Origin of the sequence: Microbacterium sp. UBA1612 (assembly GCF_002321605.1) — a bacterium.
Classification (GTDB): domain Bacteria; phylum Actinomycetota; class Actinomycetes; order Actinomycetales; family Microbacteriaceae; genus Microbacterium; species Microbacterium luteum.
Window position 1 is genome coordinate 1 of record NZ_DCMW01000015.1, and the last position, 17284, is coordinate 17284.

At 69.8% G+C, this 17284-nt stretch carries 15 protein-coding genes; 11 read left to right on the top strand and 4 right to left on the bottom strand.

The window, feature by feature from the left end; genetic code table 11:
* The 3 genes from B3S45_RS06270 to lysS form a co-directional block, all read left to right on the top strand.
* Positions 1–214: DUF2520 domain-containing protein (locus B3S45_RS06270; RefSeq protein WP_286718131.1), on the top strand; the 214-nt coding region annotated here is incomplete at its 5' end.
* A gap of 41 nt (positions 215–255) precedes the next feature.
* On the top strand, positions 256–1101 hold the full coding sequence (locus tag B3S45_RS06275) for a 4-phosphopantoate--beta-alanine ligase (protein WP_286718133.1): 846 nt from the start codon (positions 256–258) through the stop codon (positions 1099–1101).
* A 66-nt stretch (positions 1102–1167) separates the two neighbouring features.
* Positions 1168–2718, top strand: coding sequence for a lysine--tRNA ligase (gene lysS / locus B3S45_RS06280; RefSeq protein WP_286718135.1), 1551 nt, complete (start codon positions 1168–1170; stop codon positions 2716–2718).
* Here lysS and B3S45_RS06285 read toward each other — a convergent pair.
* Complete coding sequence (locus tag B3S45_RS06285; protein WP_286718136.1) at positions 2711–3862, bottom strand: DUF4192 family protein; 1152 nt, start codon at positions 3860–3862, stop codon at positions 2711–2713. The genes lysS and B3S45_RS06285 overlap by 8 nt on opposite strands.
* A 138-nt stretch (positions 3863–4000) precedes the next feature.
* Between B3S45_RS06285 and B3S45_RS06290 the strand changes: the two genes are divergently transcribed.
* The 8 genes from B3S45_RS06290 (at position 4001) to B3S45_RS06325 (ending at position 12837) form a co-directional block, all read left to right on the top strand.
* A complete protein-coding gene (locus B3S45_RS06290) occupies positions 4001–4195 on the top strand; it encodes a hypothetical protein (protein WP_286718138.1) in 195 nt (64 codons plus the stop codon).
* Between the two features lie 44 nt (positions 4196–4239).
* Positions 4240–5748 carry a cardiolipin synthase gene (cls, locus tag B3S45_RS06295; protein WP_194384385.1) on the top strand — a complete coding sequence of 503 codons (1509 nt, stop codon included), beginning with the start codon at positions 4240–4242 and terminating at the stop codon, positions 5746–5748.
* A gap of 77 nt (positions 5749–5825) precedes the next feature.
* The gene (locus tag B3S45_RS06300) at positions 5826–6557 is read left to right on the top strand and encodes a hypothetical protein (RefSeq protein WP_286718143.1); all 732 of its coding nucleotides are present in this window, start codon (positions 5826–5828) and stop codon (positions 6555–6557) included.
* A gap of 410 nt (positions 6558–6967) precedes the next feature.
* On the top strand, positions 6968–7966 hold the full coding sequence (locus tag B3S45_RS06305) for an endonuclease domain-containing protein (protein WP_194384387.1): 999 nt from the start codon (positions 6968–6970) through the stop codon (positions 7964–7966).
* 320 nt (positions 7967–8286) lie between these two features.
* Positions 8287–10812, top strand: a complete 2526-nt coding sequence (locus B3S45_RS06310; RefSeq protein ID WP_071045121.1) for an ATP-dependent Clp protease ATP-binding subunit — start codon at positions 8287–8289, stop codon at positions 10810–10812.
* Positions 10813–10913: 101 nt separating this feature from the next.
* The gene (locus B3S45_RS06315; RefSeq protein WP_071045120.1) at positions 10914–11417 is read left to right on the top strand and encodes an amino-acid N-acetyltransferase; all 504 of its coding nucleotides are present in this window, start codon (positions 10914–10916) and stop codon (positions 11415–11417) included.
* A 61-nt stretch (positions 11418–11478) separates the two neighbouring features.
* A complete protein-coding gene (locus B3S45_RS06320) occupies positions 11479–12159 on the top strand; it encodes a hypothetical protein (protein ID WP_176759436.1) in 681 nt (226 codons plus the stop codon).
* A 267-nt stretch (positions 12160–12426) separates the two neighbouring features.
* Entirely contained in the window at positions 12427–12837 is a 411-nt protein-coding gene (locus B3S45_RS06325; protein WP_071045119.1) for a dehydrogenase, read from the top strand.
* Positions 12838–12846: 9 nt separating this feature from the next.
* Here B3S45_RS06325 and radA read toward each other — a convergent pair whose 3' ends face one another.
* From radA to B3S45_RS06340, 3 genes are read right to left on the bottom strand one after another with little or no spacing between them, the layout of a single operon-like run.
* Positions 12847–14214 (bottom strand): DNA repair protein RadA, encoded by a 1368-nt coding sequence (gene radA, locus B3S45_RS06330; RefSeq protein WP_194384388.1) that lies wholly within the window; start codon positions 14212–14214, stop codon positions 12847–12849.
* Positions 14215–14266: 52 nt separating this feature from the next.
* Complete coding sequence (locus B3S45_RS06335) at positions 14267–15385, bottom strand: acyl-CoA dehydrogenase family protein (protein WP_286718145.1); 1119 nt, start codon at positions 15383–15385, stop codon at positions 14267–14269.
* Between the two features lie 16 nt (positions 15386–15401).
* The gene (locus tag B3S45_RS06340) at positions 15402–17204 is read right to left on the bottom strand and encodes an adenine deaminase C-terminal domain-containing protein (RefSeq protein WP_286718147.1); all 1803 of its coding nucleotides are present in this window, start codon (positions 17202–17204) and stop codon (positions 15402–15404) included.
* Positions 17205–17284: the final 80 nt, after the last annotated feature.

The following is a 17284-nucleotide window of genomic DNA, read 5'->3' on the forward strand; positions in this document are numbered from 1 at the left end:
CGTGGAGCTCGGCTGCGAGCCGGTCGTGGTGTCCGAGGCGGCGCGCCCCGCCTATGCCGAGGCGATCGCGACGGCGACCACCTTCTCGCGATCGATCGTCGCTCAGGCGGCGGCCCTGCTGGCCGAGGCGGGGGTCGCCGATCCGGGGCGCTATCTGTCGGGTCTCGTGCACACGACGGTCGATCAGGCCCTCGTCGACCACACCGCGGTCTGACGCGGTCGGGTCCGGCCCCCGCGGGTCGATACGATCATCGGATGATCAGCACCACCGCGGGGCTCCGCACCCGGCTCGCCGAGCTGCGAGCAGAGGGCCCAGCGTCGACGGTCGCCCTCCTCTCGACGATCGGGGCACTGCACGACGGCCACCGCGACCTCATCCGCGCCGCACGCGAGGCGGCCGACATCGTCGTCGTCTCGATGTTCCTGAACCCGCTGCGGTTCCGCACGGCCGCCGATGCGCAGGCGTACCCGCGCACCCCGGAGGCGGACCGGGCGATGCTCGACGAGCTCGGCGTCGACATCGCGTTTGCCCCGACGACCGCCGAGATGTTCGCCGACCTCTCCTCGACGACGAAGGTCTCCGCCGGCGACCTGGGGCTGCGCTACGAGGGGCGCTCTCGTCCGTACTACTTCGACGGGCTGCTCACCGTCGAGGCGAAGCTGTTCTCCCTCGTGCGACCGGATGTGGCCGTCTACGGGCGCCGCGACCGGCAGCGGGTGTTCCTCGTCGAGCGGATGATCCGCGACTTCTTCCTCGACATCGACGTCGTCACGGTCGACATCGTGCGCGACGGCGGCGGGCTGCCCGTGTCCTCGCGCGTGGCGCTGCTCGATGACGCCGACCTCGCGGCGGCGGCGAAGCTCCCCCTCGCGCTGGAGGCGGCGGCCGCCAACGCGGACCGCGGCGTCGACGCGTGCATCGCGGCGGCGCAGGGCGCCCTCATGGGCGAACCGCGCATCGCCCTCGAGTACCTCAACGTCGTCGACCCGGCCACGTTCCTGCCCGTCGACGAGGGGCACGCGGGGCCGGCGCTCGCGCTGATCGCGGCCACGGTGGCCGGCCACCGCTTCATCGACAACGTCGAGATCTACATCGGGTGACTCCACCCGGCGCGTTCCGTCGCCGCGGCTAGACTGGGCGGCGACTTTCGCGAGGAGCCCCCCGACATGACAGACACGTCCGCTGCGCCCGAAGACGCGGCCGAGCAGTCCGCCGACGACACCTTCGAGCAGCGGGCGGTGCGGCTGGCCAAGCGCGAACGCCTCATTGCCGATCGCGCCGACGCCGCCGGCGGCGCCTACCCGGTGAGCGTGCCCGTCACGGACACGATCCCGGCGCTGCGGGCGCGCTACGGCGACCTCGAGGCGGGCGCCGAGACGGGCACCGTGGCCGCGGTCGCCGGCCGCGTGGTCTTCAGCCGGAACACCGGCAAGCTCTGCTTCGCCTCGCTGCAGTCCGGCGACGGCAGCCGCATCCAGGCGATGGTGTCGCTGGCGAACGTCGGCGAGGAGTCGCTGGCGGCCTGGAAGGAACTGGTCGACCTCGGCGACCACGTCTTCGTCTCGGGAGAGGTCATCTCCTCGCGTCGCGGCGAACTGTCGATCATGGTCTCCGAGTGGCGCATCGCATCCAAGGCCGTGCTGCCGCTGCCGAACCTGCACAGCGACCTCAGCGAGGAGAGCCGCGTGCGCAGCCGGTTCCTCGACCTCATCGTGCGCGACCGTGCGCGCGAGACCGTGCTCGCCCGCGCGAAGGTCAATCAGAGCCTGCGCCAGACGTTCACCGAGCGCGGCTTCGTCGAGGTCGAGACGCCGATGCTGCAGGTGCAGCACGGTGGCGCATCCGCCCGCCCCTTCGTGACCCACTCCAATGCGTTCGACGCCGATCTCTACCTGCGGATCGCGCCGGAGCTCTACCTCAAGCGCGCCGTCGTCGGGGGCATCGACCGCGTCTACGAGATCAACCGCAACTTCCGCAACGAGGGCGCCGATTCCACCCACAGCCCGGAGTTCGCGATGCTCGAGGCCTACGAGGCCTACAGCGACTATCGGGGCATCGCCGATCTGACGCAGACCCTCATCCAGGATGCGGCGGTCGCCGTGGCGGGGACCACCGAGGTGACGTGGGCCGACGGCACCGTCTACGACCTCGGCGGGGAGTGGGACCGCATCTCGATGTACGACTCGCTCAACGCGGCCCTCGCCGAGGCGTGGACCGACGGTGCCGCGCCGAGGATCGACCCGCAGACCCCGCTGGAGCCGCTGATCGCGATCGCGGAGCGCTTCGAGGTCGAGGTGCCCTCCCACGCGATCCCCGGCAAGCTCGTCGAGGAGCTGTGGGAGCACTTCGTCAAGGGCGGGCTCGAGCGGCCGACCTTCGTCATGGACTTCCCGCTGGACACCAGCCCCCTTGTGCGCGAACACCGCAGCATTCCGGGCGTCGTGGAGAAGTGGGACCTGTACGTGCGCGGCTTCGAGCTGGCCACGGGGTACTCCGAGCTCGTCGACCCGGTGATCCAGCGCGAGCGCTTCACCGAGCAGGCGAAGCTCGCCGCGCAGGGCGATGTGGAGGCCATGCGCATCGACGAGGAGTTCCTGCGGGCCCTCGAGCACGGGATGCCGCCGTCGGGCGGTATGGGCATGGGGATCGATCGGCTTCTCATGGCCATCACCGGCCTCGGCATCCGCGAGACCATCCTCTTCCCGCTGGTCAAGTAGGGTCCGGGCCCCGGTCTCCGGTCGGCTCGCCCGGACGCGGCCGGTGGAACGCCCACTCCGGAAGGTGTCCGGCGTTCACCATCGTCAGGACGATGCCCGCCAGGCCGTGGTCCGGTTCGATCGCGAACGCCATCTCGGCGAAGGCCGCTGCGTGCGTGGAGCGCCCCAACGCCCACGACAGCCACGCGCAGGTCGCGAGGGCCCCGGCGCGGCGCGCTCGCGGAGCCGCCGCGGCTGCCGCGCGCGCCGCATCCAGCGCGCGGTTCAGACGTTCGACATCGGGCATCGGGCCTTCTCCCCACATGCGCCGGGCGATGTCGGGCGGATACGCCTCGCCGTTCTCCCACCGCGCCTGCGCATCGAGCGCGTCATCACCGTCGAGGAGCGTTCCGCACCACTGCACGAGGGCCACGTCGCGCAGCGCCGGGCGCGACAGGCACCACGTCAGCAGCGCGAGGTCGAACTCGGCGGCGGTGTCGGCCTCCGTCTCGACGACCTCCTCGAACAGGGAGGGGACGTCGTCGAGCGCGCCGATGGCGGCCACCGCCCGCGGATCGATGCGCTCCTTCGTCGGGGTGCCGAGAACGGCCCGGATCGCCGCGTCCAGCTGCGTCAGAGCGCGCGCGACGCGCTCCTTGGTGGCGAGATCGGGTGCGGGGAGCGTCGCGCCGGATGCCTGATCTCCGGTCGGCGCGGGAAGCTCGGGCATCGCCTCCGCGCCCCGCTCGATCTCATCCAGATTCCAGCCGGCGTCGGGGGACTCCGGGTCCAGCGTGGAGCCCCATCCGTCCGCGGCGACGCACAGGGCGTCGCTCACCCGGAGCCCGGCCGCGTCGGCCCGCACGGCGAGCGCCTCGAGCAGCGCGCGGTGCGGCATCCCGTCGCGATAGCTCGCGGCGGTGTAGACGATCGCCGCGAACCCGTCGACCTCGGGCAGGCGGCAGATCATGCCGAGGAAGGTCGCCGCGCAGCGGTCGACCTCGTCGGCGTCCGCGCCGACGGGGAGGTCCACGCGCATGACGCCGGTGGTGCGGGTGCCCACGAACGGCACGAGGACGAGGCTCTCGGTGGGCTGATATCCGGCCAGCCGAGGGACGAGGGCGAGGAACTGCGCCGCGTTGGCGGCCTTCACGATCGAGGTCATGGATCCACCGTCATCGCGCGATCGCGGCCGTGGGGACGAGATCGGCGCGATGGGGGAACTCGACGTTGTCCACAGGCTCGTCGGGGGCAGGACGCCGGCTCCCAGCGAAGCCCGCGACAGGGCGCGTATCCTGGAGGGGTGGATGACTTCTGGCTCGCGGCCGCATGGGCGATCCTGCCCACCCTCGTCGTCAGCCTCCTGTTCTTCTGGGTCATCCGCAGCATGATCCGCGCCGACCGCAACGAGCGCCGCGCCTACGCGCGACTCGAGGCGAAGGAGCGTGCCCGTCGCGGGCTGCCGCCGGCACCCCAGGCTCCCGCGTCCGGGAACTGACACCGCGTCCCGATAGCCTGGACGCAACGCGCCCGTCGATCGCGATGCGGGCCAGTCAGGGGGACACCACCGTGGCCGAGGATGCCGTCACCTTCGTGTTCACCCCGCCCAGCTGGTGGGTCGTGACGCTCTTCGTCGTGGACCTCATCATCCGCATCACCGCGATCATCGTCATTCCGCGCAATCGGCGTCCGACCTCGGCCCTCGCCTGGTTGCTGGCGATCTACTTCATCCCGTTCGTCGGGGTGCTGCTCTTCCTCGTGATCGGCAATCCCCGCCTCCCCCGCAAGCGACGCAAGATGCAGGACGACATCAACGCGTACATCCGGGAATCCAGCGAGGCGCTCGACTTCGGGAGTCTGCGTCCGAATGCGCCGGACTGGTTCACCTCGCTGGTCACCCTCAACCGCAACCTCGGGGCGATGCCGCTGTCGGGGGACAACGACGCGCACCTGATCTCGGACTATCAGGCCAGCCTGGATGCGATGGCCGACGCCGTTCGCGGGGCGCAGCGCTACGTGCACGTCGAGTTCTACATCCTGCAGTCCGACGACGCGACGGACAACCTGTTCCGCGCGCTCGAAGAGGCGTGCGCGCGCGGCATCACCGTGCGCGTGCTCCTGGACCACTGGGCCAACCGCGGCAAGCCGTTCTACAAGAAGACGCTGAAGCGTCTGCGCGACATGGGCGCCGACTGGCAGCTGATGCTCCCGGTCCAGCCGCTGAAGGGCAAGTATCAGCGACCCGATCTGCGGAACCACCGCAAGCTCCTGGTCGTCGACGGTCTCGTGGCGTTCATGGGTTCGCAGAACGTGACCGATTCGACCTACAACCTGAAGAAGAACATCCGACGCGGCCTGCACTGGGTCGACCTGATGGTGCGCCTGGAAGGTCCCGTCGTCGCGTCGATCAACGCGGTGTTCCTCAGCGACTGGTACGCCGAGACGCAGGAGGTGCTCTACACCGAGACCGACCTCGACGAGCTGAAGGCCGGTCCCGGCGACCTCGACTGCCAGATCGTGCCCTCCGGTCCCGGCTTCCGTTTCGAGAACAACCTGCGCCTGTTCGCCGCCCTCATGTACGCCGCCCAGCGCAAGCTCATCATCGTGAGCCCCTACTTCGTTCCCGACGAGGCGATGCTCCTGGCCATCACGAGCGCGTGCCACCGCGGCGTCGAGGTGCAGCTGTTCGTCTCCGAGGAGGGCGACCAGGCGATGGTCTACCACGCGCAGCGCAGCTACTACGAAGTGCTGCTGAAGGCGGGGGTGAAGATCTGGATGTACCGCAAGCCGTTCATCCTGCACTCGAAGTCGATGACGGTCGACGACGAGGTCGCCGTGATCGGGTCGAGCAACATGGACATGCGCTCGTTCGGTCTGAACATGGAGATCTCGATGCTGGTGCGCGGTGAGGAGTTCATCACCGAGATGCGCGAGGTCGAGGCCGAGTACCGTTCGCTCAGCCGGGAGCTCACCCGCGACGAGTGGGAGAAGCAGCCGCTGCGCTCCACCGTCCTGGACAACCTCGCGCGCCTCACCTCGGCGCTGCAGTGACGCCACGGGCAGATTTCGTTATTCCGCTGTGACCAGACGTGTCGCGATCGTTCGGGGACACGGAGCAAGATGACCTCATGCTCCGTGCTCGCCTTGCCGTCGCCGCCCTCGCGCTGACCGTCTCGTCGGTCCTCATCGCCGGGTGCGGCGGCGCAGCGGCGCCGGCGGTGACCCCGGTGCCCGTGCCCTCGACCGACGACGCGGAGAGCCTCGACGCCGAGATCGACGCCGCGTGGCTCGACGACGGCAGCGCCGTCGGCATCCTCACCTTCGGCAGCTCCACGTGCCTTCCCACGGCGGGCGACCCGTCGTACGACGACGGAGTGGTGACCGTCGAGCTCACCGATCCCCACGGGGTCGTCTGCACGCGGGACCTCGTGGCGCGCGCCACCTACGTGTCGCTCCCGGAGGGGGTCGACCCGGCCGATGACCTCGAGGTGGTCGTGACCGGTTCGTACCGCGGGCAGACCGAGATCGCCGGCGATGCCACACTCGACGGCAAGGGCGGCGGGCTCGACGAGGCCGCTCCCAGCGCCGGCTGGGCCACCGCGGAGATCTTCCTGCTGCTGACGTGGGGTTCATCCACCTGCCCGCCGCTCATCTCGGGAGCCGTCGCGACGACCCCCACCGAGGTGACCGTCACGATCGATCCGCTCCCCGCCGACCAGGTCTGCACGGCCGACTTCGGTCCGCGGGTTTCGGTGATCGCCGTGGAGGGTCTGGATGACGACGCCGACGAGCGCGTCGAGGCAGTGCTCGCCGGCGACGAGTACGACGCGGTGCGCATCCCCATCGCCGGCTCCCGCTGACCCCGGTCCGCGGCCGTCCCCACCGGCGGTGACCCGCATCCGCGGCCGTCCCCACCGGCGGTGACCCGCATCCGCCTCGCCCCGGCCCGCTCCGGCGGTCGCCCCGTGCCCGCTCCGCAGTCACCTTCTGCGAATTACTCGCGGTCACACCCGCACTTTGTGACTGCTGAGCGGGGGAGCCCCTGCTCCGCAGTCGTAACCTGTGGGTCTTCGGGATTGGCACCCGCAGGAAGTGACTGCGGAGCTGTGAAGCCGGCCGAGCGGTGAGACCAGCGGGACGGCCGGCCGGGGCGGCGAGTGGCCGAATCGGCGCCGACCACCCATCGTTCACAGGGCGGTTCGTGGATGCTGCTTCCACAGCTCAGGTGGATGCTGACGCTGGCCGCGACGCGAAGTGCCACGCTCGTGGCATGCACCGCTCGCCGCTTCCCGCCGGGCTCGGATCGACCTTCACCGTGGCGCACGCGCGCGACATCGGTGTGTCCCCGTCGCGACTGCGTGCCGCCGACCTTCATCGCCCGTACCGCGGACTGCGCACCTCGGTGTCGGTCGGCGCGAAGGACCCCGACGTCCGCGGGACAGACCTGAGCCCGACCGCGGCCGCCGCTGTTGACGAAATGCAGGCTCGCGCCCTCCTGCTTGCGCGGACGATGCCCGACACCCAGTTCTTCAGCCACGTCACGGCGGCGGTGCTGTGGGGGTTACCCCTGCCGGGATCCGCGCTGATCGACCCCGAACTGCACCTCCGTGCGCTGGATGTCGGCGTCTTCGCGCCGCTCCGGCATCCGAGGCATGCGGGTGTCGCCGGGCACCAGGTGAGGGCGTCGTTGGCCCATGTCGTCGTGCATCCGATGTTGAACGTTCGGCTCGCGTCGCCGGCGAGCACGTGGGCGATGCTCGGGAGTGTGCTGTTCGATGGACATGATCTGGTCGCCGCGGGAGACGCGACCGTGCGGGAGCCGATGTTCGACGGCGACCCGCCACCCCTCGCCACTCTCGAACACCTGCGCGCGGCGGTGCAGGCGGGACGCCGCGTCGGAGGACCCGCGCTGCGAGAAGCCCTGGAGCGGGTGCGCACGCGGTCGGCGTCGCGGATGGAGACGCGGTGCCGCCTGCTCTTGATCGACGCGCACCTTCCCGAGCCGGGGCTGAACGTGGACGTCTTCGATCCTCTGGGACTCTTCGTGGCCTGCGTCGACCTGGCGTACCCGACGCTCAAGATCGCCATCGAGTACGAGGGGGAGCATCATCTGCGCGACCCGGAGCAGTGGGCGCGCGACATCCGGCGGCACGAGCGTCTGGCCGAGCTCGGGTGGGTCGTCATCCGGGTCACGAAGCGCGACGTCTTCGCGGAGCCGCGTGCGTTCGTCGAGCGCGTGCGGCGCGCCATCCGTTCGCGCACCATCTGACCCGTCCGCTCCGCAGTCACAATCTGCGGGTCCTGACGCCGCAGACCCGCACTTCGCGACTGCGGAGCGAATCCGGGCGCTGCTCGGCAGTCAGGAGTTGCGGGTCGCGCGGCGGCAGGCCCGCAGATTGTGACTGCGGAGCGATGGAGTGCGGAGGGGCGAGGCGTCGCGCGCGGAGTGCGGAGGGGCGAGGCGTGGCGCGCGGGACGGGCACCGGATATGCCCCTGGCGAACAGCGGCCCGTGGCATCCCCCCGCTGGCTAACCTCGATGTATCGCGCAGCAGTGCGACCTGCACCCCAAGCGCCGAGGGAGTGAACGATGTTCGAGAGATTCACCGACCGTGCCCGTCGCGTGGTTGTGCTCGCCCAAGAAGAGGCGAAGATGCTCAACCACAACTACATCGGCACCGAGCACATCCTGCTCGGTCTGATCCACGAGGGGGAGGGCGTCGCCGCGAAGGCGCTCGAGTCCCTGGGCATCTCGCTCGACGCCGTGCGCGAGCAGGTGCAGGACATCATCGGCCAGGGGCAGCAGCAGCCCACCGGCCACATCCCCTTCACGCCGCGCGCGAAGAAGGTGCTCGAGCTGAGCCTGCGCGAGGCGCTCCAGCTCGGCCACAACTACATCGGCACCGAGCACATCCTGCTCGGACTCATCCGCGAGGGCGAGGGCGTCGCCGCACAGGTGCTCGTCAAGCTCGGCGCCGACCTGAACAAGGTGCGCCAGCAGGTCATCCAGCTCCTCAGCGGATACCAGGGCAAGGAGCCCGCCGGCGTCGCCGCCGGCAGCGGCGAGCAGGCGCAGTCCGGTGCTCAAGGCGGCTCGCAGGTGCTCGACCAGTTCGGTCGCAACCTCACGCAGGCCGCGCGCGACAACAAGCTCGACCCGGTGATCGGGCGCGAGAAGGAGATCGAGCGGGTCATGCAGATCCTCTCGCGCCGCTCGAAGAACAACCCCGTCCTCATCGGCGAGCCCGGTGTGGGAAAGACCGCCGTCGTCGAGGGCCTCGCCCAGGCGATCGTGAAGGGGGATGTGCCCGAGACGCTGAAGGACAAGCAGGTCTACTCGCTCGACCTCGGCTCGCTCATCGCCGGATCGCGGTACCGCGGTGACTTCGAGGAGCGCCTGAAGAAGGTCACGAAGGAGATCCGCACCCGCGGCGACATCATCGTCTTCATCGACGAGATCCACACCCTCGTCGGTGCCGGAGCCGCCGAGGGTGCGATCGACGCCGCGAGCATCCTGAAGCCGCTCCTCGCCCGTGGCGAGCTGCAGACGATCGGTGCGACCACGCTCGACGAGTACCGCAAGCACTTCGAGAAGGATGCCGCCCTCGAGCGTCGCTTCCAGCCCATCCAGGTGAACGAGCCGGCTCTGCCGCACGCCATCAACATCCTGAAGGGGCTGCGCGACCGCTACGAGGCCCACCACAAGGTGCAGATCACGGACGGCGCGATCGTCGCCGCCGCGAACCTCGCCGACCGGTACATCGCCGACCGCTTCCTGCCCGACAAGGCCATCGACCTGATCGACGAGGCGGGAGCACGCCTGCGCCTGTCGATCCTGTCGAGCCCGCCGGAGCTGCGCGAGTTCGACGAGAAGATCGCGAAGGTCCGCGAAGACAAGGAGACCGCCAGCGAGGAGCAGGACTTCGAGAAGGCCGCGTCGCTGCGCGACGAGGAGAAGTCCCTGCTGGCCGAGCGCCTGCGCCTGGAGAAGCAGTGGCGCTCCGGCGATGTCGCGAGCCACGCGGTCGTCGACGAGGGTCTGATCGCCGAGGTGCTCGCGCAGGCGACCGGCATCCCGGTGTTCAAGCTCACCGAGGAGGAGTCCAGCCGCCTGGTCTTCATGGAGAAGGCGTTGCACCAGCGCGTCATCGGCCAGGAAGAGGCCATCGCCGCGCTGTCGAAGACCATCCGTCGTCAGCGCGCAGGGCTGAAGGACCCGAAGCGGCCCTCGGGCTCGTTCATCTTCGCCGGTCCCACCGGTGTCGGAAAGACCGAGCTCGCCAAGGCGCTCGCCGAGTTCCTCTTCGACGACGAGGGTGCGCTGATCTCCCTCGACATGTCGGAGTTCGGTGAGAAGCACACCGTCTCGCGGCTGTTCGGCGCCCCTCCCGGCTTCGTCGGCTTCGAAGAGGGCGGGCAGCTCACCGAGAAGGTGCGCCGCAAGCCGTTCTCGGTCGTGCTCTTCGATGAGATCGAGAAGGCCCACCCCGACATCTTCAACTCGCTGCTGCAGATTCTCGAAGAAGGTCGCCTGACCGATGGTCAGGGTCGCATCGTCGACTTCAAGAACACCGTCATCATCATGACCACGAACCTCGGTTCGCAGGCGATCGCCGGCGGCCCGGTCGGCTTCCAGGTCGAGGGTGACACGTCGACGTCGTACGACCGCATGAAGGGGAAGGTCAACGAGGAGCTGAAGCGCCACTTCAAGCCCGAGTTCCTGAACCGCGTCGACGACATCATCGTGTTCCCGCAGCTGAACCGCGACGAGCTCATCCAGATCGTCGACCTGTTCACGAAGCGTCTCAGCGAGCGCCTGCTCGACCGCGACATGACGATCGAGCTGTCGATGCCGGCGAAGGAGCGTCTCATCGAGGTGGGGTTCGACCCCGCACTCGGTGCCCGCCCGCTGCGCCGTGCGATGCAGCACGAGATCGAGGATCGCCTGTCGGAGAAGATCCTGCACGGCGAGCTCAACCCCGGTGACCACGTGAAGGTCGATGCCGAGAACGGCGTCTTCCAGTTCGAGCACGGTCCTCGCGGTGAGAAGGTCGCCGTCGGTGTCGGCACCGCCGGTGAGATCACCGCGACGCCGGACATCGCCGCCTCCAACTGACGACGAACGAGGGCGGATGCTCCGCCTCGACCAGGATGTGCGGTCGAGGCGGACGCATCCGCCCTTCGTCGTATGCGGATCGCGCGAAGTAAGGTGGGGGGATGGCCGATTACGTCGTGCGTCCCGCCCGAACCCGTGACGTGCGGCCGATCCAGACCATGCTCGAGCCGTACGTCCAGAAGCGGATTCTGCTCGGGAAAGACCTCGTGGTGCTCTACGAGGCGGTGCAGCAGTTCTTCGTGGCAGAGGACGCGCACGGCAACCTGATCGGATGCGGTGCCCTCCACGTCATGTGGGAGGAGCTCGGCGAGGTGCGCACCCTCATCGTCTCGGATGAGTGGCTGCACAAGGGGGTCGGCACGGCGATCGTCGACGCTCTCGAGACGCAGGCGCGTGAGCTCGGCCTCACCCGCTTGTTCTGCCTCACGTTCGAGGTGGAGTTCTTCTCCCGTCGAGGGTTCGACGTGATCGGCGAACAGGTAGTCGACCCCGATGTCTACTCGCAGCTGATCCGGAGCCCCGACGAGGGAGTCGCCGAGTTCCTCGATCTCGCCCACGTGAAGCCCAATACGCTCGGCAACACCCGGATGCTCAAGCACCTCTGACGGCAAACCCCTTGGGCGCGCCCACAGGGCTCGCACGGCGTGCGTGCGTACCCTGGAGAGCATGAGCGGCGACACCCCGCGCAGGCGGCGACACTCACCGGCGGTCTATCGTCGCCGGCGGCTGGCCGTGCTGCTGCTCGCGCTGCTCATCGTCGCCGGCCTGGTGTGGCTGTTCGTGGCACAGCCGTGGCAGGCGTGGGCGGCATCCGAGGAGGCGCCGGCGCCGACACCGGCCGCTTCGTCCGCGACGCCGACGTCGACACCTGATCCGACGACGACCGTGACCACGCCGGCCGCGGAGACCCCGGAGCCGGAGGAGTCCGAGACGCCGACCGCCACGCCGTGCGTCGCGCGCGACCTGACCGTCGAGGCCGTCACCGACAAGTCCGAGTACGCTGCGGGGGAGAATCCGCTGCTGTCGATCCGGCTGACGAACAACGGCGCCGACTGCACGCTCAACGTCGGGACCGCTGCGCAGGCCTTCACCGTCACGAGCGGATCCGACACGTGGTGGCGGTCGACCGACTGCCAGAGCGAGCCGAGCGACATGCTGGTGCTGCTGGAGGCGGGGCAGACGGTGGAGAGCTCCACCCCGGTGGAGTGGGACCGCACGCGGTCGTCGGTGGACACCTGCTCGGATGCCGGACGACCCGGTGCGCCCGGCGGCGGCGCGTCGTACTACCTCGACGTCGAGATCGGCGGCATCGGCTCGACGGAACCCGCGTACTTCCTCCTGTACTGAGGAAGAAACTGGCGGCCGATATATCAGCGTGTCCCCCGAAAAGGGGACAGATACACTACCGCGCGCGGGCTAGACTGAACAGGCTTCGGTGTACGTCTGGAACTGTCCCCAGCAGCTGATCCTTCCCAGTGGATCACCCAGCGGGCCCGAAGCCTGCTCCGGCCTCGGTCGTGAGCATGACGTGGGGCCGAGTCGATCCCCCAGTTCGCCTCGTCCCCACGTCCCCCCTTTTTTCCGGCTGCTGCCGGCGCCGATTACGCTGGAGCGATGGCGTCACGCAAGAAGCGCGCGAAGGCATCCGAGCCGGTGGACTTCCGCAACACCCAGCTGACGGATGCGCTGCAGACCCAGGACATGGCGGCCGTCGCCTTCGCCCTCCGGCACGGCCCCACGGTCGTGCCGCTCATGACGGTCGGCGATCGTGATGATCCGCTCGATGTCGGCGAGGTCTGGACCTACCGCGACCCCAACACGGCAGACGTCGCGCTTCTGCTGTTCAGCGACGCCGCCCACAAGCCCGAGACGCTGCCGCCCGGTGTGGCGCTGCAGTCGCCGCAGTGGCTGCGCGCCTTCCTCGCCGCGCACGAGAAGGAGATCACGACGGTCTTCCTCGACATCGCGGGCCCGCATCCGATGCAGGCCTCGCCGTCCGATCTGATCGCCGCCCTCGACGCCTGACGCACGCGGTCAGAACCGCGGCGGCGGCTCTGCCGGCGCGGGCGCTGCGTGCCGTTCCATCGTGCGGAGAGCCGCTGCGACCGTGCGCTGCTCGGCATCCACGACGGTGGTGTAGCCCAGACGTGTGGCCTCCGTGCGGCGCTGGGCCGCTTGGGCGACCGGCCGGATCTCGCCCGACAGGGTGAGTTCTCCGATCGCGGCGGTGCCGCGGGCGAGGGCACGGTCTTTCAACGAGTTGGCGATCGCCACGGCGATGGCGAGGTCTGCCGCGGGCTCGACGAGGCGCACCCCGCCCACCGTCGAGACGTAGACGTCGTGCTGCGAGAGCGGAAGCCGGGCGCGCTTCTCGAGAACGGCCAGGATCATCGCCACGCGCGCGCCGTCGACGCCGTTGACCACGCGGCGCGGGTTCGGTGCGGCCGTGCCGATGGTGAGCGCCTGCACCTCGACCGGCAGCGCGCGGCGGCCCTCGAGGGCGATCGTCACACACGTGCCGGGCACGGGATCGCCGTGTCCGAGGAACAGTGCGCTGGGGTCGGGAACCTCTTCGATGCCCTCCCCGGTCATGTCGAAGCATCCCACCTCGTCGGTGGGACCGAAACGGTTCTTCAGGGCGCGCACGAATCGCAGCGACGTCTGCCGGTCGCCCTCGAAGTGGCAGACGACGTCGACGAGGTGCTCGAGCAGTCGGGGGCCGGCGATCGATCCGTCTTTGGTGACGTGACCGACGACGATCACCGGCAGGTGCCGCTCCTTGGCGACCCGGATCAGGGTCGACGCGACCTCGCGCACCTGCGACGGATGACCGGCCATCCCGTCGCTCAGCGACGACGCGACGGTCTGCACGGAGTCGACGATGAGCAGATCGGGGGAGACCTCGTCGATGTGTCCGAGGATCGTCGCGAGGTCGGTCTCGCTCGCGAGGTAGAGCTGGTCGTGGAGGGCGCCGGTCCGCTCGGCGCGCAGGCGCACCTGCGCCGTGGACTCCTCGCCGCTCGCGTAGAGCACGCGTCGGCCGGCCCGGGCCGACTGCGCCGCCACCTCGAGGAGCAGCGTCGATTTGCCGACGCCCGGCTCGCCCGAGAGCAGAATGGCGGCACCGGGAACGACTCCGCCGCCGAGAACGCGATCGAACTCCGCCACGCCGGACGTGCGCCGGGGTGTGTCGCGGGTGTCGACGTCGGTGATCGGACGCGCAGCTCGCTGCGGCGGCGGGGCGACGGCGGTGACCGAGCGGACGATGCCGGTCTGCTCGGCGGCCTCGACGACGGTGCCCCACTGCTGGCACTCGCCGCACCGCCCGACCCACTTGATCGTCGTCCACCCGCACTCGGTGCACCGGTACGGGGCGGTCTGGGTGGTGCGTCTGGTGGCCATCATCGCAAGGCTACGCGGACCCTCCGACATCGGCCCTCCGCGGTGCCCGGCGTCACGCTCCGGATGCGAGCGCCGCCGCGCCGACGACCTCCTGGCTGAACGGCACCGAGTAGGCCATGAGCGCGCCGGCCTGCGCGTCGCGCACGATCCGCTGGATGGGCGAGCGCACGAGATAGGCGCCGCCACCACCGATGCGCAAGGCGAGCGCCGCCGTGGACTTGGCCACCTCGTTGGCGAGCATCTTCGTCTCGGTCGCCGCGGCCATCGCCTCCGGGTTCTTCTCGTCTGCGAGCCACGCGGTGCGCTCTGCCATGAGGAGCGCGGCGGTCACCTGCGCCCATGCCATGCCGGTCTCGTGCTTGACCCACTGCTGGTCGGCGAGCACCGCGCCGCCCTTTGCCCGGCGGGCGGCTGCGGCCAGCTCGTCGAGCGCGGACTCGGCGATCCCGAGCGAGGTGAAGGCGAACCCGACGGTGATGAGGTTGGCGTACTCGGGCGAGGGCGGACCGCATCGGCGGGCGGCCGGCAGCGGCGTGCCGTCGAAGACGATCGTGCGGCTGCGGGTCGCGCGCATGCCCATGGTCTCGTCGATCGGCGGGAAGGAAACCGTGTCGTCGATCGTCACCCCGAAGAAGGCGGGGCCTCCGTCGACGCGCGCGTTGAGGAACAGGTGGTCGGCGGCCTCCGAGCCGGAGACGAACAGCTTGCGGCCGGTGAGGCTCCATCCGCCGTCGGTCGCCGTCGCATCCTGCTGCGAGGTCAGGAAGTGGTTGCCGCCGGCGGGCTCGCTGAGCGCGTTGGCGAAGCGCCTGCCGGCGCGCAGCTCGTCGGCGAAGTATGCCGCGGCCTTGTCGGGCGAGGCCGTCACCAGGGCATGCGCGGCACCGATGTGCATGAGCCAGACCGTGGCGACGGCCGGATGGGACCGGGCGAGGATCCGCACGATGCGCCCCAGCGTGGCGTAGGAGAGCCCCTGACCGCCGTGGCTGACGGGAAGGAAGGCGGCATCGAGGCCGCTGTCGGCGAGTGCGCGCAGGTGCTCGATCGGAAGGCGTGCTGCGGTGTCGTCTTCGGCGACGGTCTCGGCGAAGTCGGCCGCCAGTGTCGTGACGGTGTCGATCCAGTGCTGCTCGTCGGCGGGGACGGCGACGGGGGAGGGGCGGGTGAGCATCGGGGATCCTTCCGGGTCAAGGATGTGCGGGGTCGGCGTGGCCGCACGCGTCGACCGGACCGGGGAGCAGCACGTCGACGAACTGCTGCGTGCGGGTGTCGACGAGTCCGCGTTCGGTGACGCCGAGATCGGGCACGACGTAGAGGCCGACGAAGGACAGGATGATATACGGCGAAGGGATCGGGCATCCCAGCTCCGCAGTCACGGCGTGGGCGTGTGCGAGGGCCGCGGCGGTCTCTTCGAAGGGGGCGTCGCTCATCATGCCGCCGACCGGCAGCTCCACCCGGGCGAGGACCTCGTCACCGTCGACGGTGACGAATCCACCGCCCATGGCGCGGATTTCTTCCACCGCGCGCAGCATGGAGGCATCGTCGGCGCCGACGACGGCGATGTTCATGTTCGGGCAGTTCATCGAGATGCCGATCGCTCCTCGGCGCAGGCCGAATCCGCGCACGAACCCGACTCCGGCGAGCGGCTCGGCGTGATGCCGGTCGATCACGGCGATCTTCAGCACGTCGGTGTCGGTGTCGCACTGCACACTGCCGCCCTCGACGGCGAGCTCCGTGTCGAAGGCGCGCTTGAAGTATCCGTTGTACATCTCCATCGCGCGAACATGCGCGCGCGGCCCGTCGGCGCTCACCCGCAGCAGATCGGCGCCGAGGGTCGCGGGCAGACGGATGCTGTCGCGCGTCCATTCCGGAACGTCGTCGTCGACCTCGAAGCTCGCGGTCCCGTTCCGAGCGACGACGGATCCGGCGACCATCACCGTCGACGGGCGCACGTCGGCGAGGTCGGGGATGATCTGCAGGTCGGCCAGGCGCGACGGTGCGAGGAGTCCGACCACCTGGTCGAGCCGGTAGTAATGCGCCGGCTGAGCGGTGGCCATGCGGTAGGCGAGCACGGGATCGACGCCGAAGCGGATCGCCTGGCGCACGTGGTGGTCGATGTGACCCTCGGTGCTGAGATCGAGCGCGTGCTTGTCGTCGGCGCAGAAGCACATGTGTCGCAGCGCCGGCGCGATCGCGTCGAGGTCGGCGAACAGCGGCACGGTGTTGTCGGCGAGAGACGAGCCCATGACGGTGATCATCGCGCCGAGGCGGGTGCGCTCGAGGGCTTCGTCGACGGTGGCGGAGTTGTGATCGTCGCCGACCCCCGCGGCCAGGTAGCTCCAGAGTGACTCGCGGGTCTGCGCCGCGGTGTGGCCGGTGATGCGGCGCCCGGCGATCAGCGCCTCGCGGTAGCGGGCGGTGGACACCTCGCCCAGGTCGAACGGGTTGCCCTCACCCAGAGTCGCGGTGACGTCGTCGTGCAGGCGGTCGAGCACGGTCTGTTCCGGGATGACGACGCCGCCGCGCTCGAGCGTCGTCGAGGCCGGCGTGGTGGGGGAGACCTGCTGGAAGATGTTGAACGGTGCGCGCGTGGTGAGCAGATAGTCCATGCCCTCCGGGCCCCAGACGTTCGCTGCGGCGTTGGGGTCGGTGAGCACGGTGGTCGTCCCACGCGGAACGCTCACGCGGGCGAGCTGACCGGGGGTGAGGTTGGTGTATTCGACGTGCAGGTGCGCGTCGATGAAGCCGGGCGCGACCCAGGCGCCTCGCGCGTCGACCTCGCTCGTGCCGGATGCGACGTGGTCCCACGGCGTGAGCGCCGCGATGTGCCGCCCCACGATGAGGATGTCGCGTTCGAGCCACTCCTCGGTGCCCGGGGAGAGCACGAGACCTCCGCGCACGATGACATCGGGATCCTCGAGGCCGGCAGCGACCTCGCGCAGTCGCTGGAGTTCGGCGGTCGTCGGAAGAAGCTCCGCCTTGTCGGTCATCTCTCCTCCGCTCTCGTGCCGGGGGCTTTCGTCTCGGGGCTCATCCTGATCCAGTCTGAGGGGAAGACTGCCGCCATCGT

What these genes read in the sequence shown, in the direction of transcription:
- B3S45_RS06340 (WP_286718147.1), bottom strand. Translation starts at nt 17,204, where the DNA reads ATGACCGACAAGGCGGAGCTTCTTCCGACGACCGCCGAACTCCAGCGA.
- B3S45_RS06335 (WP_286718145.1), bottom strand. Translation starts at nt 15,385, where the DNA reads ATGCTCACCCGCCCCTCCCCCGTCGCCGTCCCCGCCGACGAGCAGCAC.
- B3S45_RS06275 (WP_286718133.1), top strand. Translation starts at nt 256, where the DNA reads ATGATCAGCACCACCGCGGGGCTCCGCACCCGGCTCGCCGAGCTGCGA.
- lysS (WP_286718135.1), top strand. Translation starts at nt 1,168, where the DNA reads ATGACAGACACGTCCGCTGCGCCCGAAGACGCGGCCGAGCAGTCCGCC.
- B3S45_RS06315 (WP_071045120.1), top strand. Translation starts at nt 10,914, where the DNA reads ATGGCCGATTACGTCGTGCGTCCCGCCCGAACCCGTGACGTGCGGCCG.
- B3S45_RS06285 (WP_286718136.1), bottom strand. Translation starts at nt 3,862, where the DNA reads ATGACCTCGATCGTGAAGGCCGCCAACGCGGCGCAGTTCCTCGCCCTC.
- B3S45_RS06325 (WP_071045119.1), top strand. Translation starts at nt 12,427, where the DNA reads ATGGCGTCACGCAAGAAGCGCGCGAAGGCATCCGAGCCGGTGGACTTC.
- B3S45_RS06305 (WP_194384387.1), top strand. Translation starts at nt 6,968, where the DNA reads ATGCACCGCTCGCCGCTTCCCGCCGGGCTCGGATCGACCTTCACCGTG.
- B3S45_RS06310 (WP_071045121.1), top strand. Translation starts at nt 8,287, where the DNA reads ATGTTCGAGAGATTCACCGACCGTGCCCGTCGCGTGGTTGTGCTCGCC.
- B3S45_RS06300 (WP_286718143.1), top strand. Translation starts at nt 5,826, where the DNA reads ATGCTCCGTGCTCGCCTTGCCGTCGCCGCCCTCGCGCTGACCGTCTCG.
- cls (WP_194384385.1), top strand. Translation starts at nt 4,240, where the DNA reads ATGCGGGCCAGTCAGGGGGACACCACCGTGGCCGAGGATGCCGTCACC.
- B3S45_RS06320 (WP_176759436.1), top strand. Translation starts at nt 11,479, where the DNA reads ATGAGCGGCGACACCCCGCGCAGGCGGCGACACTCACCGGCGGTCTAT.
- radA (WP_194384388.1), bottom strand. Translation starts at nt 14,214, where the DNA reads ATGGCCACCAGACGCACCACCCAGACCGCCCCGTACCGGTGCACCGAG.